Below are 20,422 nucleotides of genomic sequence, written 5' to 3' on the forward strand. Positions count from 1 at the left end.
TTGCACGCCTGCGTCGATGCCGACGTTCGCGCCCGGAGTCGTCCGGTCCGTCCGCCTCTACTCAGGGCTGAACGCCGACGGTGGTGACGATGACGACCCCGACGAGGCCGGCGGCCACGAGGAGCGCGCTCCGGCGGGCCACCGGCCCGAGGAGTTTCCGGTCGACGCTGGCCGCGAGCGCGACCTTGACCGCGATGCTCGCGGCGGTGCCGGCGAGGACCCCGACGACGGCGGTCGTTTCACCGATGGTACCGCCGCTGTAGAGCGTGACGGCGGTCGTTACGACCGACCCGCTCGACACGAGCCCGCCGAGGAAGCTCGTCACGACGAACCCGGTCGCGCCGAAGTACTCCTGTGCCGCCGCGGAGGCGAGCAGGACGAGGAGGAAGAAGACGCCGAACCGAAGGGCGCTTTCGAGGCTGAACGGCGACTCGAACGCCACGTCGAGGTCGACGTCCCATTCGAGGGAGTACAGCGCGTAGCTCACCCCGACGAGCACGATGAGTCCGAGGGGGACGCCAACCTCGACCGCGAGTTCCGGGACGAACACGGCGACGAGCGAGAGGTTCCGAAGCGCCATCGCCGCGTCGGCCATCAGAATCGCACCGGCCGCGAGCGGCCGAATCGACGGGTTTCGAGTGGTCCGACCGGATATCTCGCCGATGACGGCCGTCGAGTTCACCAGCCCGCCGAAAAAGCCCGTGATGGCGATGCCCCGCTCGCCGTACCGCCGGATGATGACGTAGTTGACGAAGCCGATGGCGCTGACCGCGACGACGAGTAGCCAGACGGTCCGGGGGCTGACGGCGTCCCACGGGCCGACCTGTCCCTCGGGAAGCAACGGGTAGACGACGAACGCGATGATGGCGAACTCGACGGCGCTTCGGACCTCGTCGGTCGTCAGTCGCCGCGCGAACCCGTGGAGTTCACGCCGCAGGACCAACAGGAGCGACGAGGTGAGCGCGACGACGACCCCCTCGATGACAAAGCCGCTTACGACCGCCGCGCCGACCGCGTAGGCGACCAGAAGCGACGTGGACGTGGTGAGCGAGAGGCTCACACCGAGGTCGTCTAACCGGGCGACGCCGGTGTCGTCGCGGTGGGTGTCGGTTCCGGTGTCGAAATCCGCGTCGGAGTCGGCGTCGCCGTCGGCATGCCGGTCGTTCGACCGACGTTCGACCAGTCCGCGGCTCCCGAGCAACACCGCCTGTGCGACGACCAACAACCCGCCGACTGCAAGGAGGATGTCGCTCCCGACCGCGACGGCGATGCCGCCGAGGAGACTCGTCAACGTAAAGGTCCGAACGCCGGCCCCCTTTTTCGACCGCTCGCGCTCCAAGCCGAGGAACATCCCCAACGCCGCCGCGACGAACAGGCGGACGACTACCGGGTCGAGTTGCGAGACGAACTCTTCGAGCATCACCGACTCCTCGTCTCGGGACGGTCGAGTTCCATGCTATCGGTCATATTTTAATTGCCATTGTTAAAAACGTGCAAGCTAATCGGCGTGGGCGGGTGCCGAGTCGTCGATGTCCAAGAGAACTGCTTGGGAGGGGATTTGAACTCCACTCGCAACACGTTGCTCGCTAGTTCAAACCCCTCGTCGTGCATTCAGTCTCACAGAACCGAGAGACACGGAGGTCTCTCGGAGGTGTTAGTTCGACAGAAGTGCTCGGTCAGGGATTTGAACCAAACCCAGACGTGCTCGCTCACTTCGTTCGCTGTGCGCGACTGGTCGGGTTCCAATCTCCTGTGTCGCATTCCTGCTTCACAGTCGAAACGACACGCAAAGCGGTCGCTTCGAAGGTAGTTCAGCAGAGAAGTGCTCGGTCAGGGATTTGAACCCTGGTCCTCGGCTCGAAAGGCCAAGATGATTGGCCGGACTACACCAACCGAGCGTCTGCATTCACGAGTGGTCGTTGGACTATTTTAAGCGTTGCGTTCCATCGCGGGTGAGTGAGAGGAACCCACCCACGACGGCCGATTACTCGCCGGTGAACTCGGGGTCGCGGTCGCTCGTGAAGGCGGCGACTCCCTCCATCAGGTCGGTGGTCGTGAACACCAGCCCGAACGCCTGTGATTCGACTTCGAGGCCGGCATCGCTGTCTTCCCACGCGCTGTGCATGGCGCGTTTGGTGAGTCGCTGGGCGACGGGCGGTCCCTGTGCGAACTGTTTGGCGTACTCGAACGCTTCGGTCTCGAAGTTCTCGCTCTCGAAGAGTTCGTTGACGAAGCCGTAGTCGGCCATCGTCTCGGCGTCGTACCGGTCGGCGGTGAAGATGATTTCCTTCGCCCGACCCGTGCCGACGATGCGCTGGAGGCGGACGGTGCCGCCCCACCCGGGGACGAGGCCGAGGTTGTGTTCCGGTTGGCCGAACTCGGAGCGTTTCGTGGCGATTCGCAGGTCGGCGCACATGGTGAGTTCCATGCCGCCGCCCAGACAGAAGCCGTCGATGGCGGCGACGACGGGCATATCGCTCGCTTCGAGTTTGCCGAACGTCTGTTGGCCCGTCCGGGAGAGTTCGGTGCCGGTCAGGGCGTCGGGGCCGCTCGCGGCGATGCTCGTCACGTCCGCACCGGCGGAGAACGCGCGCTCGCCGGCCCCCGTGAGGAGGACGGCGCGAACGTCGTCGTCATCGGCGAACAGGTCGATAGCCGTCGAAAGCTCCTCGATGAGGTCCGTGCTGATGGTGTTGAGACGGTGCGGGCGGTCGAGCGTGATGTGGCCGACGCCCTCGCGCACGTCGACCGAGATGGCGTCGAACGCGGGCATGCCATCGGACGACCCCTCGTCGCCGTAGAACCCCTCTCCGGACTGGGCGAGGTCACGGAGGTACGCGACGGCCTCGTAGCGCGCTTCGCCGGTCTCGTCGTGCAGGTCGTCGAGCGCGTCGACGAGGGTGGGGATACCGGCGCTGTCGGCCATCTTCGCCGGGCCGTCGGGGAAGCGCCCGCCGAGTTTGACCGCGCGGTCGATGGCGGCCGGGTCGGCCACGTCGTTTTCGACGAGGCCGGCGACCTCGTTCGCCATGACGCCCAGCAGGCGGTTTTTGACCGCCTCGCTCCCCTCGTCGTGGGGGACTTCAGCGCCCTCGCCGTCCTCGTAGTCGTAGAAGCCCTGCCCGGTCTTCTGGCCGAGGTCGCCCGCCTCGACCTTCTCGGAGAGGAGCGGACAGGGTTCGTAGGCGTCGCCGAGCACCCCGTGCATGTATTCGAGGACGTGGAAGCCCACGTCGATGCCGACGTAGTCGGCGAGTTCGAAACTCCCCATCGGGAGGCCCATGTCGTACTTCGTCGTGGAGTCGACTTCGGCCATCGTCGCGTCGCCGGCGTGGACAATCCACGCCGCCTCGTTCATCAGCGGGACGAGGATGCGGTTCACGATGAAACCGGGGCTGTCCTTGCGGACGCGGACGGGCGTCTTGCCCATCGACTCGGCGAGGTCCTCGACGAGGTCGAGCGTCTCGTCGCCGGTGTGCGCGCCGGAGATGACCTCGACGAGGTCCATGCGGACCGGCGGGTTGAAAAAGTGCATCCCGCAGAAGCGCTCGGGGCGCTCCGTGACCTCGGAGAGGTCGGTGATAGAGAGACTGGAGGTGTTGGTGGCGAACACCGCGTGGTCGGGGGCGTGCTCCTCCAACTCGGTGTACACCTCCTTTTTGATGGCCATCTTCTCGGGGACGGCCTCGATGACCACGTCGGCGTCGGCGACGGCCTCGCCGAGGTCTACCGCGGTCGAGACGCGGGCGAGCGCCGCGTCGGCGTCCTCTTGCGACAGTCGGTCCTTCTCGGCGAGTTTGTTCAGCGACCACTCGATTTTGTCGTAGCCCTGCTGGACGAACTCGTCTTCGATGTCGCGCAGGACGACGTCGTAGCCGGCGAGCGCCGCGACCTCCGCGATGCCGTGGCCCATGTTGCCCGCTCCGAGAACGGTGATACTGTCGACGTCATCTACGTTCATGGAAGAACGTTATACTGCGTCGCGGTTTCAACGTTTCCCTCGTCTGAGACGTAAACGTAAGCGCTGTTTATTCCCTCGCCGAGCAACATCACCGCAGTCCGTCGATTAACTGGGCCGGTTCGGCTTTCCACCCATCCGCCGTTAGTCCACGCACCGCCAGAGATATCGGCTGGCGTAGCTCCGATACGGTGCCCATCGCTCGGCGCGTTCGCGCATCTCGCCGCGGGAGACGGCGTCGCGCTCGAAGCCGAAGACGTGCTCCATGCCGCGTCGAATCCCGAGGTCTTCGACCGGGAACACGTCCTCGCGGGCGAGCACGAAGATGAGAAACATCTTCGCGGTCCAGTCGCCGACGCCGCGAATCTCGGTGAGCGCCGCGACGACCTCGTCGTCGTTCATCGCCCGAAGCGATTCTGCCGACAGGCCGTCTCGGAACGCCTCGGCGACGTTGCGGACGTAGCCCACCTTCTGGTTCGAGAGACCGCAGTCGCGGAGGACGGCCTCGTCGGCGGCGAGTATGCCCTCGGGGGTGACTTCGACGCGGTCGAACAGGCGGTCCCGAATCGTCGCCGCCGCGGTCGTCGAGAGCTGTTGGTTGACAATCGAGACGACCAGTCGCTCGAAGGGGTCGTCGGCGGGGTCGAGCGAGAGCGGGCCGTGCTCTTCGACCACGTCGCCGAGATGCGGGTCGGCCCGGAGTTCGCGGTAGGCGTCGTCGCTCATCGACTCGTGGTTGGGCCGTCGGGGAGAAAAGTGCGCGTGTCTCGGGGTCGGTCGCGGGCACGCGCGACCGAGGCGAATGCGTCGGGCGCGGTCGCGCCGGCGGCCGACTTACTCTTCGAGGAGTTCCTCTTCCTCGTCGTCGCTGTCGTTGCGGTCGGCGTTGGCGCGGCGGCGCACGTCCACGCGGTAGTGTTCGAGGATGTCGCGCCCGAGGAGAAGCGGGTAGTCCATGTGCGAGCGGTCCTCGACGCTGGCGGTCACGGTGTGCTGGGTGCCGCCGATACCGATGACGAGGTCGACCACGGGGCGGGCCTTCCCGCTCTTGAGGCTCCCGGACTTCACGCGCGTCATGCTCTTAATCGGCCCCGCGCCGATTTCGGCGGCGAGGCTCGTGTCGATGCTCGTCCGGGTCGCGCCGGTGTCGGACTTCGCGAGGGTCTGCTGGGAGCCGCTGGTCCCGTTGACGACGACCTCCTCGATGTAGCCGATGATGGGCGCTTCGCCGTCGAAAATGGGCGACTCGTTGGGGGCACACGAGGGGACGGAGTCGTCGAGCGTCGCCGACAGCTCCTCGACGCGCGTCTCGTCGACCTCGCCGCCCGCGCGCTCGATTGCGAGCTTCGCGATGTGCGGCGCGGGGCTCTTCCCCGTCGCCTGATACAGGCCCTTGAAGCCGGCGGTCGGGTTGGCTTCGAGGACGAACCAGCCGTCGTCGCCCTCGACGAGGTCGACGCCGACGTAGTCCATCTCCATCACTTCGGCCGTGTAGAGCGCCGTTTCCCGCGCTTCCTCGGGCATCTCGTCGGTCGCGTTGAGCACGTCGCCGCCGAGAGCGACGTTGGTCCGCCAGTCGCCTTCCGGGGCGTAGCGGTACATCGCGCCGATGATTTCGCCGTCGACGATGTAGACGCGCAGGTCGCGGTGGCGGTCGCCGTCGCGGTCGATGAGCTTCTGGAGGAACGCCTGCCGGTTGCCGACTTTCGGGTTGACGGGCTCGGTCAGGTCGACCTTCCACGTCCCGCCGCCGTGGGTGCCGATGGCGGACTTGTAGACGCCGACGTCGCCGAAGCGCTCGCGGCCCTTGTTGAGCCGGTCGTTCGAGAGCGCGAGGAGCGCGTCGGGCACCTGGATGTTCCAGTTGGCGAGCGTCGCGGCGGTGGCGAACTTGTGGATGGCCGCGAGGACCGCGTTCGGCTCGTTGAGCATCGGCCGGATGCGGTTGAACGTCGTCGCCAGCCCGAGGAGTTCGGCGGGTTCCTCGGTGTTCGATAGGAGCAGTCGATTCGCGATGATGTCCACCTCAGGCTCGACTGTCACCTCGCCGTCTTCGATGCTGACCGCCGCGTTCTCCCGACGGAGCCACACCGGCTCGTGACCGAGGTCTTCGACCGCGTTGAGGATTGCCTTCGTCTCCTTGCTGTTGTGTAGAGAAAGCACGCCGACACGTACGGCGTCGTCTGTGGTGGACATACTCAGTTGATATCCTCCCGGTTTCAAAGACATGACGGTCGAGAGCCGGAGCCCCCGGTTCGCAACTGCGAGGGCGACGTCGGGCGGTCCGTCGCGACCGTTTATAACCCCGGCCCTCCCATCGCATCACATGGCCGACAACGAGGCCTTCACCTACAACGGCGGGAAGGTCGAGCCGGGCGAGACACAGGACATCCGGTACGGCATCTCCGAGACGTATCTCGGCGACCCGGTTCGCATCCCCGTCACCATCATCAACGGGGAGCGGGCGGGGCCGACCGTGTTCCTCTCCGCCGCCGCCCACGGCGACGAACTGAACGGTATCGAGGTCGTCCGAGAGGTGGCCTACGAGTGGGACCTCGCGGACCTCGCGGGCACGCTCGTCTGCATGCCGGTGATGAACGTCCCCGCCTTTCTCGCTCAACAGCGGTATCTCCCCATCTACGACCGCGACCTGAATCGGTCGTTCCCCGGGTCCGAGACCTCGACGGGGGCAAAGCGGATGGCCCACCGCATCTACCAGAACTTCATCGCGCCCTGCGACCTCGGCATCGACTTCCACACGTCGACGCGGGGCCGGACCAACATGCTCCACGTCCGCGCGGACATGTCCGACCCCGCGGTCGCGCGCCTCGCCAACGCCTTCGGCTCGCACGTCATCATCGACAGTTCCGGGTCCAGCGGGATGCTCCGCACCGAGTCGTCGGCGAGCGGAACGCCGGCGATAACCGTCGAGATGGGCGAGGCCCACCGCTTCCAGCGCGAACTCATCGACGAGGCGCTCGCGGGCGTCGAGAGCGTCTTCGCCGAGTACGGCCTCCGGGAGACCTCGACGGTCAACTGGCCGGGCTGGCGGACCGTCATCTCGGACGAAAACGAAAAGACGTGGCTCCGCGCCGACGCGGGCGGCATCGTCGACATGCACCACGACCGCGGCGCGCTCGTCCACGAGGGCGACCGCATCTGCACGATTACGAACCCGTTCAAGGACGACAACGTGACCGTCGTCGCCCCCTTCACGGGCCTGCTCGTCGGCGTCCTCGAAAACCCGGTCGTCTACCCCGGCAACCCGCTTTGCCACCTCGTCGAACTGAAGGACAAGGTGCGGCGCGTCGTCGAGCGCGAGCAGTCCGGCGCTCCCGAGGCGACGCGCTGAGACCGGCCGCCCCGACCCGAGACAGCCGTGGGGCCGGCGATTTTTGCCGACCCTCACGAAACTCCATACACGTAAGTTCTATACCCTCCCCTTCCCGACACTCACAGGAGCATGAGTCAGTCTTACAATCGGGGCCTCATCGAGGACTTCAGCAGATGGCGGGAGTTCTCGGCCGGCATGTGGGCCTGGATATTCCACAAGTTCACCGGCTGGGTGCTTGTGGGCTATCTCTTCACCCACATCGCCGTGTTGTCGACGGCCCTCTCGGGCGCGGCGGCGTACACGAACACGATTCAGGCGCTGGAGAGCCTCCTGGTCGTGCGTATTCTCGAAGTCGGACTGCTCGCGGTGGCGGTGTTTCACATCCTCAACGGACTGCGACTGCTGTTCGTCGACCTGGGCGTCGGGCTGGAAGCGCAGGACAGGAGCTTCTACGCGTCGCTTATCCTCACGGGTGTCATCGTCGTCGCGAGCGTCCCCACGTTCCTCTCGGGGGTGAGCATCTGATGGCGGAGCGATACACGTCCTTCGAGCCCGGCGGCCGGCGGTGGCTCTGGCAACGGCTGACTGCCGCGTTCCTCGTCGTGGTGCTGGCGTTCCACTTCTTCCTGCTCCACTTCCTCAACCACGCCGACGAAGTGACGTTCGCCCTCTCACAGGCGCGCATGGAGCAGTTGACGTACTTCTCGCTGATGATCCTGTTCCTCGTCACCGCGACGTTCCACGGGGTCAACGGCGTCTACAACGCCCTCGTCAACCAGGGCCTCTCGGGCACCCGGAAGACGGCGGTCAAGGCGATTCTCGGTCTCGCGAGCGTCCTCCTCATCGTGCAGGGCGTCCGCACGGCCCTCGCGTGGGCCGGAGGTGTTCCCATCTAATGAGCACGCAAGTTCCCGAATCAGTCGAAGAGGAATCGGCCACCGAAACCGCGTCCGCCGGCAAGCAGAAGCGCGACGCGAAAAAGCGCGAGCGCGCCGAGCGCGTCCAAGAACAGCGCGAGGCCGAGGCGGCCGAGAAAGCGCGTTCCGCGGACGACACCTACCACCTCAAGGTCTTCCGCTACGACCCCGAGGTGCCGGAGAAACAGGAGCCCCGCTTCGACGACTTCCACGTCCCGTACAAACAGGGGATGACGGTCCTCGACGCGCTGATGTGGGCGCGGGACCACTACGACTCCTCGCTTACCTTCCGGCACTCCTGCCGGCAGGCCATCTGCGGGTCCGACGCGCTGTTCGTCAACGGCTCGCAACGGCTCGGCTGTAAGACCCAGCTGTCGGACCTCTCGGAGCCGATTCGAGTCGAACCGCTCCCGCACTCCGACGTGGTCAAAGACCTCGTCGTCGACATGGAGCACTTCTACGACCAGATGGAGTCCGTCGAGCCGTACTTCCAGACGAACTCGCTTCCGGACGGCGAACTCGACGAGCAACGCCAGACGCGCGAGAACCGCGAGAAGGTCAAGATGTCCACCCGTTGCATCTGGTGTAGCGCGTGTATGTCCTCGTGTAACATCGCCGCCGGCGACAACGAGTACCTCGGTCCCGCGGCCATCAACAAGGCCTACCGCTTCGCCATGGACGAACGCGAGGGCGAGGACATGAAACAGCGCCGCCTCGAAATCCTCGAACAGGAACACGGCGTCTGGCGCTGTCAGACGCAGTTCTCCTGTACCGAGGTGTGCCCGAAGGACATCCCCCTCACGGAGCACATCCAGGAGCTCAAGCGCGAGGCGATTAAGAACAACCTGAAGTTCTGGTGAACTTCCCGGTGAAACCCTGAAGTTCGACCAACCCTACGACACACCCAAACACACCATGTACGAACACGACGTTATCGTAGTCGGCGCGGGCGGGGCGGGCCTGCGCGCGGCGATTGCGGCACACGAGGAAGGGGCCGACGTGGCCATCGTGTCGAAGCTCCACCCGGTCCGAAGTCACACGGGCGCGGCGGAGGGCGGCATCAACGCCGCGCTCCGCGAAGGCGACTCGTGGGAGGACCACGCCTACGACACGATGAAGGGCTCGGACTATCTCGCCGACGCGCCGGCGGCCGAGACCCTCTGTAAGGACAGTCCGAAAGAGACCATCAAGCTCGAACACTGGGGCATGGCGTTCTCCCGCGACGACGACGGTCGCGTCAGCCAGCGACCGTTCGGCGGGCTCTCGTTCCCGCGGACCACCTACGCGGGCGCGGAGACGGGCCACCAGTTGCTCCACACCATGTACGAGCAACTCGTCAAACGCGGCATCAAGGTGTACGACGAGTGGCACGTCACCCGGCTGGCCGTCTCCGACGAGGAGAAGCCGGAGGACCGAACCTGCCACGGCATCGTCGCCTACGACGTCCAGACCGGACAGGTCGAGGGCTTCCGCGCCCGCAACGGCGTCATCCTCGCCACCGGCGGTCTCGGACAGGTCTACGACCACACGACGAACGCGGTCGCCAACACCGGCGACGGCGTCGCGATGGCCTACCGCGCGGGCGCGCCGATGGAGGACATGGAGTTCATCCAGTTCCACCCGACGACGCTCCCCTCGACGGGCGTCCTCATCACCGAGGGCGTTCGCGGCGAGGGCGGTATCCTCTACAACGAAAACGGCGAGCGCTTCATGTTCGAGTACGGCTACGCGAACAACCTCGGCGAACTCGCCTCCCGCGACGTTGTCTCGCGCGCCGAACTGACCGAGGTCAACGAGGGCCGCGGCATCGAAGACGAGTACGTCCACCTCGACATGCGCCACCTCGGCGAGGAGCGCATCATCGACCGCCTCGAAAACATCGTCCACCTCTCGGAGGACTTCGAGGGCGTCAACCCGCTCGAAGCGCCGATGCCGGTCAAGCCCGGCCAGCACTACGCGATGGGCGGCATCGAGACCGACGAGAACGGCGAGACGTGTATCTCCGGCCTGTACGCGGCCGGTGAGTGCGCCTGCGCCTCCGTCCACGGCGGCAACCGCCTCGGCGGCAACGCGCTCCCCGAACTCATCGTCTTCGGCAAGCGCGCCGGCCACCACGCCGCGGGCAAGGACATGGAGGAGGCCAGAATCACGACCGGCAAGGAAGGCGAGTACGAACTCGGCGAGGTCGACTCGCCGGTCGAACTCGGCGAAGCGGGCATCGGCGAGGACGCCGTCGCGGACGGCGGGACGGCCGCCGACGCCGGCGCGTCCGTCTCCGGGACCGACCTCGTCCAGCGCGCCGTCGAAGACGAGCGCGAGACCATCGAGACGCTCCTGGAGCGAGACGACGGCATCCAGCAGGCCGAGATTCGCGAGCGCGTCCAGAAGTCGATGACGCGCAACGTGAACGTCTTCCGCGAGGAGTCGGCGCTCAAGGACGCGCTCCGCGACCTCCGCGAGGCGCGCGAACTCTACCAGCAGGTGTTCGTGGCCGACAAGTCGCGGACGTTCAACACGGACCTCCTGCAGACGCTGGAGATGCGCAACATCCTCGACATCGCGGAGGCAATCACGCTCGGCGCGCTCGCGCGCAACGAGTTCCGCGGTGCCCACTGGCGCAAGGAGTACCAAGAGCGCCGCGACGAGGAGTGGCTCAAGCACACGATGCTCTCGTGGAACGACGGCCGCCCGGAACTCTGGTACAAGCCGGTCATCCTCGAAGGCGAGAACAAGACCTACGAGCCGAAGGTCCGGAGCTACTGAGCCGACTCCGACCGCGCCGGTCGTGTCGCAGGCGACATTTCTTTCGACGCCGCCAGCCGCCCAGCGGCGCATCGACGGGCACTCGACCCGCCGAATCGCGTGCCCGTGACCGAACCCACCAACGGCTATTTGCCCGCTCGACACCTACGCCCGGCCGGAAGGGTGGCTCAGTGGTAGAGCACACCGGCACAGGCCCTCGCGGTCGGACCGGTGGTTTTCAATGGCTTCGCGTGGTTCGACTCCCGCCCCTTCCGTCTCGAAACCGCGACGCCCGGAGCGTTCGGGATTCGACGACCCGCGACCCGCGACCCGCGACTCGCGCTCTTCGACTGTCGTCGAAGTCGGAGGCGTCGAACGCCGGGTTTCGTGCGATGTACGTTCGTGACGAATTCGACGATTCTCCCGAATTCGAGACGTTCGACGCCTCACTCCCGGCCCCTGTTCTTCGACGATTGTTGTAAGAGAGTTTTATTATCGTCGAAGCAAAGAGGATGACAACGACCATGCAACAGACGGTTCCGACCATCGAAGTCCCCGGCGAACTCGAATCGCCCTCGGCCAAACTCGTGTACCTCTATCTCACCACGCACGACGGCGCGTCCATCACCGACCTGCAAAACGGGCTGGAGATGAAGAAAATCGCTCTCTACAGCATTCTCAGCACGCTCTCCAAGCGCGGCTTCGTCCGACAGGACGCCGAGCACTACCACGTCGCGCAGTAACGGCTCTGACCGTTAGTGATTTCTCGGTGAGCGGGCCGCCCGCACCTGTGCGCCGTCGCGGACCATATCCTCGCAGTTCGGACAGACGCGCGGGTCCTCCATGCCATCGGGAGTGAAGACTCGGGCGTATGCGGGCGTCACGAACGAACCACAGTTCTGACATTCCGGCATGGTAACTAGTATCCTCCATGAATATCACATAAGTTTTCTCCCTACACGAGTGCGAGAAGCAAGCCGACGAGGAGGAGCGCGAAGAGGAGGAGCGTCACGGCGAGCATGAACTGGTCGGTCGCGTGCATACCGAACGAGACGTTCCGGGTGAAGATAAAATTCCGTCTCACGGCGGTCCACCGCCGCTCAGGGCGGCGTTCTCTAATTTTCTCCCGCGATAACGAGGGGGGTAGAACTAAATTCCCCGCACTCGTCGGGCCCGTAACGGTCCTCCAATGGAGTTCGTGTACGCGCTGTCTGGGTTGTTCGCCGGGCTCTTTCTCGGAGCGGTGGCTGTCGTCACCGCGCTCACGTACACGCCCTACGGCGCGTCGCTGTTCGACACCGCGATAACGGCGCTGACCGGCGTCACGCTCCAACTGGGAAACCTCCTTTTCATCTCGGCGCTCACCGCCCTCGCGTTCGAGGCGCTGGCGATGCTCGGGGTTCGGTATCCGGTCGTCGTCCCCGCGGCGTTCGCGTACGTGTTGACTCACGTCACGGTCTACTACTCGTGTATCCGCATCACGGACCTCCAGTCGGAGCCGCTCGACCCCGACGTTATCATCAAGCATAACCCGTTCCGCGCGCTCGTCCTCGGCGTTCCGGGGTCGCTTCTCCTCATTCGCGTGCGGTCGCCCGCCCGCCGGAACTGACGGCGCGCGTCGAGGCACCGACTGCGACGGTGGTTCGGTAGCTCGGCGGCGACGGGACTCGGCAAGCACGAACGAAACGCCGAAAGAAGCCAGGAGTGGGATTCGAACCCACGAAGTCTCGATTACAAGTCGAGTGCATGAACCGCCCATGCTCTCCTGGCGCGTCTGTCGATTACCCGTCCTCCTTTGAGTGTGTATCGCTTCGCATCGATTTCTCCAGTTCGACGCGGTGGGGTCGATAGCCGTGTCGTCGGTAGAACCGACGGGCGGCGTCGTTGGCCGCCAGCACGTCCAGCGCGACGGTGTCGGCTCCAGCCGCTCCGAGGGCGCTCTCCGCGGCCTCCAGCAGTCGCGTGCCGACGCCGGCGTCTCGGGACGACGGGCGGACGAACAGGTTCCGAATCATCCCGCGGGTCACGTCCTGTTCGTACGCCCCCGCCTCGATGTCGAACATGACGAAGCCGACGAGGTCGCCCGCGGCCTCCGTGTCGCTTCCGGTCCCTGTCTCACCCTTCGTGCCATCCTCTGCGTCCGCCGAATCGCCTTCGCGGGCGACGAGCACCCCGTCGGTGGCGACGTGCCGAGCCAGCGCCTCCCGAATCGGCGTCCGGTTGGCGTCGGCGCGGAGGTGCGACCCGAACGCCCGCTGGTCCGCGGCGAGTTCGACCCACAGGTCGGCGAGGTCGTCGAGGTCCGAAAACGCCGCCGAACTGACGCGCATGGGGTCTGTCGTGGCTCTATCCGCATTTAAGTGTCGCCGATTCGACTCCAAATCGGGGAATCGCATTCCTGCGGGGTGCCGAGTAGGGTCAGTAAAGACGACCGATGAGGAAAGATTTATCTATGTTTATGGTCCGCACATATCATGAGGATAGTTATCAATGGGTATTGCCGAAACCTACTCCCGTGGAAGGCGGTTCGCCATCGAGCGTCCGTTCGCGCTCGTCTTGGCGGTCATCGTAGTCGTACTACTCGGTGACTTACTTCGCGGGTTAGCAACGGGGCAGACGCAGTTTGCCGACATTGGCACGCTCGTCTGGGATGGTCTGATGCGGGGGCTCGTAATCGGCCTCGCGGGCATCGGGTTGTCGATGACGTACAGTATTCTAAACTTCGCTAATTTCTCGCACGGCGACTACATCACGGCCGGTGCGTTCTCGGGGTGGGCGACGACGTACCTCATCGCCGGGTTGGGCCGCGCCGATATCGGCGCGCTCCTGCTCGTCGGGGCCGGGGGGTCGGTGTACGGTGGGACGCTCGGTATCGGGGTGCTCTCGACGCCGCTGGCGGTCGTCGCCGGCATCGTCGTCTCCGGCGGCTTCGCCATCGCGCTGTCGCTCGCGGTCGACCGAACCATCTTCAGGCCGATTCGAAACGAGGACGGCATCACGCTTCTCATCACGAGCGTCGGCGTCGCGTTCGCGCTCCGCTACCTGATGCAGTTCGTCTTCGGTTCCGACGTTCGCGGCACGACCGCCCAGCCGCCCTCGGTATCGCTGTACTTCATCGACGGCACGGTCTTCATCAACGCCCACGACATCACGCTCCTCGTCGTCGCCTCGGCGCTGATGCTCGGGGTTCACGTCCTCTTACAGCGGACGAAACTCGGGAAGGCGATGCGCGCGATGGCCGACAACAAGGACCTCGCGCTCATCACCGGTATCTCCACCGAGCGCGTCGTTCGCGCGACGTGGATTATCGGCGGCGGACTGACCGGCGTCGCCGGGTACATGTTCATCCTCTGGAAGGGGACACTCGGGTTCAACGACGGGTGGCTCCTGTTGCTTCTCATCTTCGCCGCGGTCATCCTCGGCGGCATCGGCTCCATCTACGGGGCCATCGCCGGCGGCCTCGTCATCGGGCTGACGGCGTCCATGTCGGTCCTGTGGATTCCCTCGGCGTTCTCGCGGGCCGCCGCCTTCGTCGTCATGATCGTCATCCTGCTCGTGAAACCGTCCGGGCTGTTCAGCGGGAGGGCGACCGCATGAGCGTCCGCGACGACTTCACCGACCGCATTCCGGGCGGCGACGCGGGCCTCATCGTGCTGGTCCTCCTCGCGACGTACCTCGCGTACGTCCTCGCCGGGTTCGTCCTCGGCTACACGCTCCGCGGACAGCTCAACTCCATCGCGACGCTGACATTCTACATCGGCGTCTTCGCCATGCTGTCGCTCGCGCTCAACCTCCATTGGGGGTACACCGGGCTGTTCAACATCGGCATCGTCGGCTTCATGGCCGTCGGCGTCTACGTCACGGCAATCGTGACGAAACCGACGTACGTCGCCGGCGGCGCGGCGCAGGTCGGCGGCCTCGGCCTGCCGCTTTGGGTCGGCATCCTCGCCGGGATGCTCGCGGCCGCGCTGTTGGGGCTCGTGGTCGCGCTCCCGGCGCTCCGGTTGCGGGCCGACTACTTGGCTATCGTCACCATCGCCATGTCGGAAATCGTCCGGTTCAGTTTCCTCTCGGGCGAACTCCAGCAGTTCCAGCTGTTCGGCAACCGCGTCGGCTTCGGCGGCGGGTCGGGCCTCATCCTCGACTTCGCCCCGCCGCTCGAGGCGTTGCTCCGCGGCGTCGGCCTCTGGGACGCGTATCTCGGCTTCGTCGACGCCTTCCAAGTGGTGGTGCCGAGGAACCCCAAGCCGGTCGTCGACGGCCTCATCTACGGGCTGTTGCTCCTCGGCTTCGTCGCGGCGTTCTACTGGCTCCTCAAGCGCACCGGCGAGTCGCCGTTCGGCCGCGTGCTGAAGGCCATCCGCGAGGACGAGGACGTGGCGAACGCCCTCGGCAAGAACACCGACCGGTTCAAAATCAAGTCGTTCATGCTCGGCTGTGCGCTGATGGGACTCGCCGGCATCCTCTGGCTCGTCCCGCAAGGCGCGGTGACGCCGAACTTCTTCCGGCCGCGCGTGACGTTCTTCGTCTGGATTGCGCTCATCATCGGCGGGGCCGGCTCGAACACGGGGAGCGTCCTCGGCGGCGCCGTCTTCGCGGCGGTGCTCTATCAGGGGCCGCGGTACTTCCAGAACCTCGTGACGGCGGTGTTCCCCAACTTCGACTCGCCGTCCGGCTTCGGACAGGCCATCTCGCCGCTCATCTCGCAGTTCGACCCCGTGCCGTTCCTCCTGTACACGGTCGACAGCATCCGACAGCTCCAACTGGTCGTGATGGGCCTCGTGCTCATCTGGCTGATGCACAACCGGCCGGAGGGGATGCTCGGCTACCGCAAGGAGACGGCGTCGGTCATCCCGCTGTCGCGGCCGAAGTCGATGACCGCCGACGGCGGGGACGACGATTCGGTCCGCACCGACGGCGGTGTCGACGCCGCGGCCGAAGGGGGTGAGACCGATGAGTGACGCCGCCGACCAGCCCGTCGAAGACGTGGCGAACAAGGTCGACGAGGGGGCGCTCGGCGCGTTCGCCTCCGGCGTCGACACGTCGGTCGACTACCCGCTTCAGGTCGAGGGACTGGAGAAGTCCTTCGGCGGCATCACCGCCGTCGACGGCGCGACCTTCGAGGTCGAATCCGGGACGCTCACGGGCCTCATCGGCCCGAACGGGGCCGGCAAGTCGACGACGTTCAACCTCATCACGGGCATGCTCAAGCCCGACGCCGGCACGGTCACGTTCAACGGCGAGGACATCACCGGCGAGGAGCCGCACCAAATCGCCAACCGCGGGATGGTCCGGACGTTCCAAATCGCCCGCGAACTGAGCGAGATGACCGTCCTCGAAAACATGATGCTCGCGCCGAAACACCAGCGGGGCGAGGCGCTGTGGCGCTCGGTCATGCCGGGCGTCCGCGACGACGTCCGCGAACAGGAAGAGGAACTGCTCGAACGCGTCTGGGAGGTGCTCGACTTCTTCGACATCGCCCACATCGCAGAGGAGTACGCGGGGAACCTCTCGGGCGGCCAGCGCAAACTCCTCGAAATGGCGCGGGCGCTTCTGACCGACCCCGACATGCTACTCTTGGACGAGCCGTTCGCCGGGGTCAACCCCACGCTCGAGAAGAAGCTACTCGAACACGTACACGAACTCCGCGAGCAGGGCTACACGTTCCTGCTCGTCGAACACGACATGGACCTCATCATGAACAACTGTGAACACGTCATCGTCCTCCACCAGGGCTCGGTGCTCACCGAGGGGACGCCAGACGAGATTCGGAGCAACGAAGAGGTCATCGAGGCCTACCTCGGAGGCAACGTATGAGCGTCGACGCCAACACCGACGCGACGAGCGGCGCGGGCGTCGAGGGCCGCGACGACGTGCTCTTGCGCGTCCGCAACCTCGACGCCGGCTACGGCGACCTCCAGATTCTCACCGACGTCGACATGGACGTGTTCGACGGCGAGTACGTCACCATCGTCGGGCCGAACGGGGCCGGCAAATCGACGACGATGAAGTCCGTCTTCGGGCTGACCGTCCACATGGGGGGCAACGTCCGGTTCAAAGACGAGGACATCACCGGCCGCCGGCCCGAGGACATCATCCACGTCGGCATCGGCTACGTCCCGCAGAACGACAACGTCTTCCCGACGCTGACGGTCGAAGAGAACCTCGAGATGGGCGCGTACATCCTCGACGAGGTGCCGAAGGACGCCATGGAGGCGGTCTACGAGCGGTTCCCCATCCTCAGAGAGCGGAAAGACCAGAAGGCGGGCACCATGTCCGGCGGGCAACAGCAGATGCTCGCGATGGGTCGCGCGCTCATGCTCGACCCCGACCTCCTGCTCTTAGACGAGCCGTCGGCGGGCCTCGCGCCCGACCTCGTCGAGGAGATGTTCGACAAAATCGACGAAATCAACGAGGCCGGCACGGCCATCCTGATGGTCGAACAGAACGCCAAGGAGGCGCTTCGGCGCTGTGACCGCGGCTACGTCCTCGCCAACGGACAGAACCGCTACATGGACACCGGCACGGCGCTCCTCGAAGACGAACAGGTCCGGCAGGACTTCCTCGGCGGATAGCCCGCCTCGGAGTCCAGCGTTATTTTTCGGCGGTCACTCGCAGACGTACTGGAACGACTCGACCGACGGGCCGTCGTTTCCGTCGTCTCCGCCGTTCGAAGCCCCCGCCGAGTCACCGCCGACCGTCGCCGTTACGTCCGTGCTCCGGCAGTAACACGCCGGGTAGTCGACCGTCTCCGAGCCAGCGGGCGTCTCGACGGTTAGCTCGTACTCGTCGCCGATGGGGACGTCGACCGACACGTTCGACTCGCCGGGCGGGACGGTTTGCGTCGTCTCGGTGACGACCGCGTCCTCAGAGCCGGTGCCGGTCCCGCCGGCGTCGTCGCCGCCGGCATCAGCGTCGTCAGGGCGGACGAGCGTCAGCGTCACCTCGCGCTCCGTCTCGGCCACGTTTTGCACACGAATCGACGCGGTCGTGGGCCACGCACAGCCGACCCGAAGCGAGCCGTCGTCCGCGACGAGCACCGCGAGCATCGGCCACGCCCACGTCTCCGGGATGTGCCACTCGTGGGTCGCGGTGCGCCCGTCGTCGGCCTCCACGAACACCTCGTAGGTGCCGTGGGACTCGACGAGCGCCGGCGTCGAAATCTCCCTGTCGGTCGCCGCGTCGAACGCGTGCTCCAAAAAGCGGGTCCCGTCGTGTTCGATGGCGACCGTAAGCCGGGCGTCGGCGTCGCTCCGGTTCCGAATCCCCGCGGTCGGCGGCGAGAAGATGTCCGCTGCGCCCGGCACCGAGTACGGCAGGTCGGCGTCGTCGAGTGTCGGCGTCACGCGCTGTCGCGGTTCGAGGCCGGCGTCGGACGTGACGACGAGTTCGAGGCGGCGCGTCTCGTTCGTGACCGTCCACTCGTAGTCGAGCGTCGCGCCCGCGTCGAGTTCCGCGACGACGCGGTAGCGACCGTCGTCGACGAGGTCGTTCGCGACGTTCCGACCGTAGCCGGGGCCGGCACCGACGTCGAGCGAACTGTCGACGCGCGTCTCGTCGCCGTCGGCCACTCGGACCGACAGCGCGTGCGGCTCGTCGTCCTCGTTGACGACCGAGAGACCGGCGCCGGACTCGGAACCCGACTCCGGCGTGTCCGACTCGGTCGGGCCGTCAGTCGTGGCTGTGGTGTTCTGCGGGTTCGCGGGGGTCTCGGTCGGGGCGTCGGTATCGGAGAGACAGCCGCCGGCGAGCCCGAGGGCCGACCCGGCGACGGTCGAGAGGAGGGCGCGTCGCTTCATCGACTCGAATCTGTCAGCGGTCGTATGTATATCTTGTGTCCCCCGGAGGCGTGTGGCGGGAACGCGGAACGGAGTGGACGAGAACGGAATCGATGGAACTGAAATGGACGGAAACGGAACGGGAACGGAAACGGAACAGGAACGAAGTCGTGAACTGGAGCGTGCGCGCGGCGACAGAGCGCAGTCGCTCGCGTCGGCGGCGACGAAAGAAAATTCGGGGTCGTCGTCGGGTTAGTTCTCCGGGCCGGACAGCGCCGTCTCGATGACGGAAGAGTACGAGGACTCGCCGATGTTGAACGCGACCTGGTTGTACACTTCGCCGTCGAACGAGTCGCTGAACACGTTCGCGAAGCGCTCGGAGAGCTGTTGGCCGTAGTCGTTGTTGACGTACAGCGTCGAGACCGAACTGGCTTCGAGGCGCTCGGCCATGACCTGCGCCATGACGCGGCCCTGCAGGAAGTCCGAGGGCGCGGTCCGGAAGATGAAGTCGTTGTCTTCGAGGTTCGAGACGGACAGCGCCGTCGAGGACGGCGAACAGCCGACGATTTCGTTCGGGATGAACGCCTGCTGTGAGACGGGGACGTTCACGCCGGACGACGCGGACCCACAGACCGAGGGAACGCCCGCGGAGACGAGCGACTGCGCGGCGGAGACACCGGCGTCCGGGGACGTCTGGGTGTCTTCGATTTGCGCGTTGACCGAGAGGCCGGCCGGGTTGGCGTCGTTGACCTGCATGACCGGAATCTGACCGGCCTGAATCATCGGCGCACCGACGGCCGCGAGGTCGCCGGTCTCGGGCAGGAGGATACCGACCGACATCTCGCGGTCGGAGCCTCCCGGACCGCTGTCCGCCGACGGGCCGTTCCCGTCGGGGTTCTCGCCGGCGAACGACTGCGTCTCGACGCTCGACGTGGCGTTGTTCTCGGCGTCGAACTCCCAGATGGCGTACGCGGCTTCCGCCGGGTCGCCGTTCTCGTCGAAGTTGACGGACGAGGACGCACCCTGGTAGTTGATGTCTTCGCCGTTTGCGGCCGCCTCGATACCCTCGACGAGGTTGTCGGGGCCGACGGTCATCCCTTCGGGGTTCGCCATCCGGCGCATCTGGTCTCTGATTGCCGGGCCGGAGTTCTCCCCGGCGGCGGCGTTCGAGAGAAGCTGAATCGCGACGGAGTCGTACGTCTGGGACGTGAAGACGCCCGGTGCCGCATCGTACTCGTCTTCGAACAGCTGATTGAACGTGTCTTGGTTCGGACCGCCCGCCGCGGGTGCCGTCCCGGTCACGTTCGCCATGTCGTTGCCGACCTGCCCGGGCATCGAGCCGGAGCGCATCCCGTCGGGGACGAGTATCTCCTCGCTCCCGTCGGACGCGCTGTAGTAGTCACGGAACAGTTGAATACCGCTTTCGGGGTAGCCGATGACGACGAGCCCCTCGGGGCCGCCGCCGCCGCCGCCGCCACCGATACATCCGGATAAGCCAGTCAAGCCTGCCGCGCCCGCGGCTCCCACTCCCTTGAGGAAGTCGCGGCGTACGATATCACGTACCATGTGAAAGCCAATGGCAACTCCCACTTATAAAACTTACTTCCCGCGTTTGAAAAGCCATGATAATTGCGACCGACGGCGGTGCGAGAATCGGTTGTGTGAAACTGCCTGTCAACGTGCTTTATATACT

The 20,422-nt window shown here is 65.8% G+C and carries 20 protein-coding genes and 3 tRNA genes; 12 read left to right on the forward strand and 11 right to left on the reverse strand.

Annotated elements, in window-relative coordinates:
• Positions 1-61: 61 nt before the first annotated feature.
• From C438_RS10300 to C438_RS10320, 5 genes are all read right to left on the reverse strand, one after another.
• On the reverse strand, positions 62-1,420 hold the full coding sequence (locus tag C438_RS10300; protein ID WP_004969326.1) for an MgtC/SapB family protein: 1,359 nt from the start codon (positions 1,418-1,420) through the stop codon (positions 62-64).
• 403 nt (positions 1,421-1,823) lie between these two features.
• Positions 1,824-1,898, reverse strand: a tRNA-Glu gene (locus C438_RS10305).
• An 86-nt stretch (positions 1,899-1,984) separates the two neighbouring features.
• On the reverse strand, positions 1,985-3,961 hold the full coding sequence (locus C438_RS10310) for a 3-hydroxyacyl-CoA dehydrogenase/enoyl-CoA hydratase family protein (RefSeq protein ID WP_004969327.1): 1,977 nt from the start codon (positions 3,959-3,961) through the stop codon (positions 1,985-1,987).
• A 141-nt stretch (positions 3,962-4,102) separates the two neighbouring features.
• Positions 4,103-4,684: a DNA-3-methyladenine glycosylase family protein gene (locus C438_RS10315; RefSeq protein ID WP_004969329.1), complete on the reverse strand. Its 582-nt coding sequence runs from the start codon at positions 4,682-4,684 to the stop codon at positions 4,103-4,105.
• Between the two features lie 108 nt (positions 4,685-4,792).
• A complete protein-coding gene (locus C438_RS10320) occupies positions 4,793-6,154 on the reverse strand; it encodes a putative ATP-dependent zinc protease (RefSeq protein WP_049917954.1) in 1,362 nt (453 codons plus the stop codon).
• Between the two features lie 130 nt (positions 6,155-6,284).
• Here C438_RS10320 and C438_RS10325 point away from each other — a divergent pair, with 130 nt between their 5' ends.
• The 7 genes from C438_RS10325 to C438_RS10350 all read left to right on the forward strand — a co-directional run bounded on the left by C438_RS10325 (position 6,285) and on the right by C438_RS10350 (position 11,694).
• Positions 6,285-7,310: a succinylglutamate desuccinylase/aspartoacylase family protein gene (locus C438_RS10325; RefSeq protein ID WP_004969332.1), complete on the forward strand. Its 1,026-nt coding sequence runs from the start codon at positions 6,285-6,287 to the stop codon at positions 7,308-7,310.
• Positions 7,311-7,421: 111 nt separating this feature from the next.
• Positions 7,422-7,817 carry a succinate dehydrogenase, cytochrome b556 subunit gene (sdhC, locus tag C438_RS10330; RefSeq protein WP_004969333.1) on the forward strand — a complete coding sequence of 132 codons (396 nt, stop codon included), beginning with the start codon at positions 7,422-7,424 and terminating at the stop codon, positions 7,815-7,817.
• Positions 7,817-8,188 (forward strand): succinate dehydrogenase hydrophobic membrane anchor subunit, encoded by a 372-nt coding sequence (locus C438_RS10335; RefSeq protein ID WP_004969334.1) that lies wholly within the window; start codon positions 7,817-7,819, stop codon positions 8,186-8,188. The genes sdhC and C438_RS10335 overlap by 1 nt, the downstream gene beginning before the upstream one ends.
• Positions 8,188-9,069, forward strand: a complete 882-nt coding sequence (locus tag C438_RS10340; RefSeq protein WP_004969335.1) for a succinate dehydrogenase/fumarate reductase iron-sulfur subunit — start codon at positions 8,188-8,190, stop codon at positions 9,067-9,069. The genes C438_RS10335 and C438_RS10340 overlap by 1 nt, the downstream gene beginning before the upstream one ends.
• Before the next feature lie 55 nt (positions 9,070-9,124).
• Positions 9,125-10,972 (forward strand): FAD-binding protein, encoded by a 1,848-nt coding sequence (locus tag C438_RS10345; protein ID WP_004969336.1) that lies wholly within the window; start codon positions 9,125-9,127, stop codon positions 10,970-10,972.
• Positions 10,973-11,128: 156 nt separating this feature from the next.
• Positions 11,129-11,226, forward strand: a tRNA-OTHER gene (locus C438_RS19360).
• 249 nt (positions 11,227-11,475) lie between these two features.
• Complete coding sequence (locus tag C438_RS10350) at positions 11,476-11,694, forward strand: helix-turn-helix domain-containing protein (protein ID WP_004969337.1); 219 nt, start codon at positions 11,476-11,478, stop codon at positions 11,692-11,694.
• 12 nt (positions 11,695-11,706) lie between these two features.
• On the opposite strand, the gene C438_RS20330 is transcribed toward C438_RS10350, so the two are convergent.
• Together C438_RS20330 and C438_RS20090 are read right to left on the reverse strand one after the other, a co-directional pair.
• Positions 11,707-11,865 carry a DUF7563 family protein gene (locus tag C438_RS20330; protein ID WP_004969338.1) on the reverse strand — a complete coding sequence of 53 codons (159 nt, stop codon included), beginning with the start codon at positions 11,863-11,865 and terminating at the stop codon, positions 11,707-11,709.
• Positions 11,866-11,906: 41 nt separating this feature from the next.
• A complete protein-coding gene (locus C438_RS20090) occupies positions 11,907-12,035 on the reverse strand; it encodes a hypothetical protein (protein ID WP_275039878.1) in 129 nt (42 codons plus the stop codon).
• A gap of 105 nt (positions 12,036-12,140) precedes the next feature.
• On the opposite strand from C438_RS20090, the gene C438_RS10355 reads away from it, so the two are divergent.
• Positions 12,141-12,560, forward strand: coding sequence for a hypothetical protein (locus C438_RS10355; RefSeq protein WP_004969339.1), 420 nt, complete (start codon positions 12,141-12,143; stop codon positions 12,558-12,560).
• Between the two features lie 87 nt (positions 12,561-12,647).
• Here C438_RS10355 and C438_RS10360 read toward each other — a convergent pair.
• Both C438_RS10360 and C438_RS10365 read right to left on the reverse strand, forming a co-directional pair.
• Positions 12,648-12,721 (reverse strand) — tRNA-Thr (locus C438_RS10360).
• 11 nt (positions 12,722-12,732) lie between these two features.
• Complete coding sequence (locus tag C438_RS10365) at positions 12,733-13,281, reverse strand: GNAT family N-acetyltransferase (RefSeq protein ID WP_004969340.1); 549 nt, start codon at positions 13,279-13,281, stop codon at positions 12,733-12,735.
• Positions 13,282-13,609: 328 nt separating this feature from the next.
• Between C438_RS10365 and C438_RS10370 the strand changes: the two genes are divergently transcribed.
• The 4 genes from C438_RS10370 to C438_RS10385 are packed head-to-tail and all read left to right on the forward strand — an operon-like array spanning position 13,610 to position 17,526.
• Positions 13,610-14,548: a branched-chain amino acid ABC transporter permease gene (locus C438_RS10370; protein ID WP_004969341.1), complete on the forward strand. Its 939-nt coding sequence runs from the start codon at positions 13,610-13,612 to the stop codon at positions 14,546-14,548.
• Positions 14,545-15,912, forward strand: a complete 1,368-nt coding sequence (locus C438_RS10375; protein ID WP_004969342.1) for a branched-chain amino acid ABC transporter permease — start codon at positions 14,545-14,547, stop codon at positions 15,910-15,912. The genes C438_RS10370 and C438_RS10375 overlap by 4 nt, the downstream gene beginning before the upstream one ends.
• Positions 15,905-16,768, forward strand: a complete 864-nt coding sequence (locus C438_RS10380) for an ABC transporter ATP-binding protein (protein ID WP_004969343.1) — start codon at positions 15,905-15,907, stop codon at positions 16,766-16,768. The genes C438_RS10375 and C438_RS10380 overlap by 8 nt, the downstream gene beginning before the upstream one ends.
• A complete protein-coding gene (locus C438_RS10385) occupies positions 16,765-17,526 on the forward strand; it encodes an ABC transporter ATP-binding protein (RefSeq protein ID WP_004969344.1) in 762 nt (253 codons plus the stop codon). The genes C438_RS10380 and C438_RS10385 overlap by 4 nt, the downstream gene beginning before the upstream one ends.
• Before the next feature lie 33 nt (positions 17,527-17,559).
• Here C438_RS10385 and C438_RS10390 read toward each other — a convergent pair whose 3' ends face one another.
• Together C438_RS10390 and C438_RS10395 are read right to left on the reverse strand one after the other, a co-directional pair.
• A complete protein-coding gene (locus C438_RS10390) occupies positions 17,560-18,750 on the reverse strand; it encodes a hypothetical protein (RefSeq protein ID WP_004969345.1) in 1,191 nt (396 codons plus the stop codon).
• Between the two features lie 231 nt (positions 18,751-18,981).
• The gene (locus C438_RS10395; RefSeq protein ID WP_049917958.1) at positions 18,982-20,295 is read right to left on the reverse strand and encodes an ABC transporter substrate-binding protein; all 1,314 of its coding nucleotides are present in this window, start codon (positions 20,293-20,295) and stop codon (positions 18,982-18,984) included.
• Positions 20,296-20,422 lie beyond the last annotated feature (127 nt).

Origin of the sequence: Haloferax denitrificans ATCC 35960 (assembly GCF_000337795.1) — an archaeon.
GTDB lineage: Archaea > Halobacteriota > Halobacteria > Halobacteriales > Haloferacaceae > Haloferax > Haloferax denitrificans.

Bases quoted from the DNA above. Each gene is read 5' to 3' on its own strand.
- C438_RS10310 (WP_004969327.1), bottom strand. From the start codon at position 3,961: ATGAACGTAGATGACGTCGACAGTATCACCGTTCTCGGAGCGGGCAAC.
- sdhC (WP_004969333.1), top strand. From the start codon at position 7,422: ATGAGTCAGTCTTACAATCGGGGCCTCATCGAGGACTTCAGCAGATGG.
- C438_RS10395 (WP_049917958.1), bottom strand. From the start codon at position 20,295: ATGGTACGTGATATCGTACGCCGCGACTTCCTCAAGGGAGTGGGAGCC.
- C438_RS20330 (WP_004969338.1), bottom strand. From the start codon at position 11,865: ATGCCGGAATGTCAGAACTGTGGTTCGTTCGTGACGCCCGCATACGCC.
- C438_RS10315 (WP_004969329.1), bottom strand. From the start codon at position 4,684: ATGAGCGACGACGCCTACCGCGAACTCCGGGCCGACCCGCATCTCGGC.
- C438_RS10325 (WP_004969332.1), top strand. From the start codon at position 6,285: ATGGCCGACAACGAGGCCTTCACCTACAACGGCGGGAAGGTCGAGCCG.
- C438_RS10365 (WP_004969340.1), bottom strand. From the start codon at position 13,281: ATGCGCGTCAGTTCGGCGGCGTTTTCGGACCTCGACGACCTCGCCGAC.
- C438_RS10390 (WP_004969345.1), bottom strand. From the start codon at position 18,750: ATGAAGCGACGCGCCCTCCTCTCGACCGTCGCCGGGTCGGCCCTCGGG.
- C438_RS10320 (WP_049917954.1), bottom strand. From the start codon at position 6,154: ATGTCCACCACAGACGACGCCGTACGTGTCGGCGTGCTTTCTCTACAC.
- C438_RS10380 (WP_004969343.1), top strand. From the start codon at position 15,905: ATGAGTGACGCCGCCGACCAGCCCGTCGAAGACGTGGCGAACAAGGTC.
- C438_RS10350 (WP_004969337.1), top strand. From the start codon at position 11,476: ATGCAACAGACGGTTCCGACCATCGAAGTCCCCGGCGAACTCGAATCG.
- C438_RS10335 (WP_004969334.1), top strand. From the start codon at position 7,817: ATGGCGGAGCGATACACGTCCTTCGAGCCCGGCGGCCGGCGGTGGCTC.
- C438_RS10375 (WP_004969342.1), top strand. From the start codon at position 14,545: ATGAGCGTCCGCGACGACTTCACCGACCGCATTCCGGGCGGCGACGCG.
- C438_RS10385 (WP_004969344.1), top strand. From the start codon at position 16,765: ATGAGCGTCGACGCCAACACCGACGCGACGAGCGGCGCGGGCGTCGAG.
- C438_RS10340 (WP_004969335.1), top strand. From the start codon at position 8,188: ATGAGCACGCAAGTTCCCGAATCAGTCGAAGAGGAATCGGCCACCGAA.
- C438_RS10300 (WP_004969326.1), bottom strand. From the start codon at position 1,420: ATGCTCGAAGAGTTCGTCTCGCAACTCGACCCGGTAGTCGTCCGCCTG.
- C438_RS10370 (WP_004969341.1), top strand. From the start codon at position 13,610: ATGCGGGGGCTCGTAATCGGCCTCGCGGGCATCGGGTTGTCGATGACG.
- C438_RS10355 (WP_004969339.1), top strand. From the start codon at position 12,141: ATGGAGTTCGTGTACGCGCTGTCTGGGTTGTTCGCCGGGCTCTTTCTC.
- C438_RS10345 (WP_004969336.1), top strand. From the start codon at position 9,125: ATGTACGAACACGACGTTATCGTAGTCGGCGCGGGCGGGGCGGGCCTG.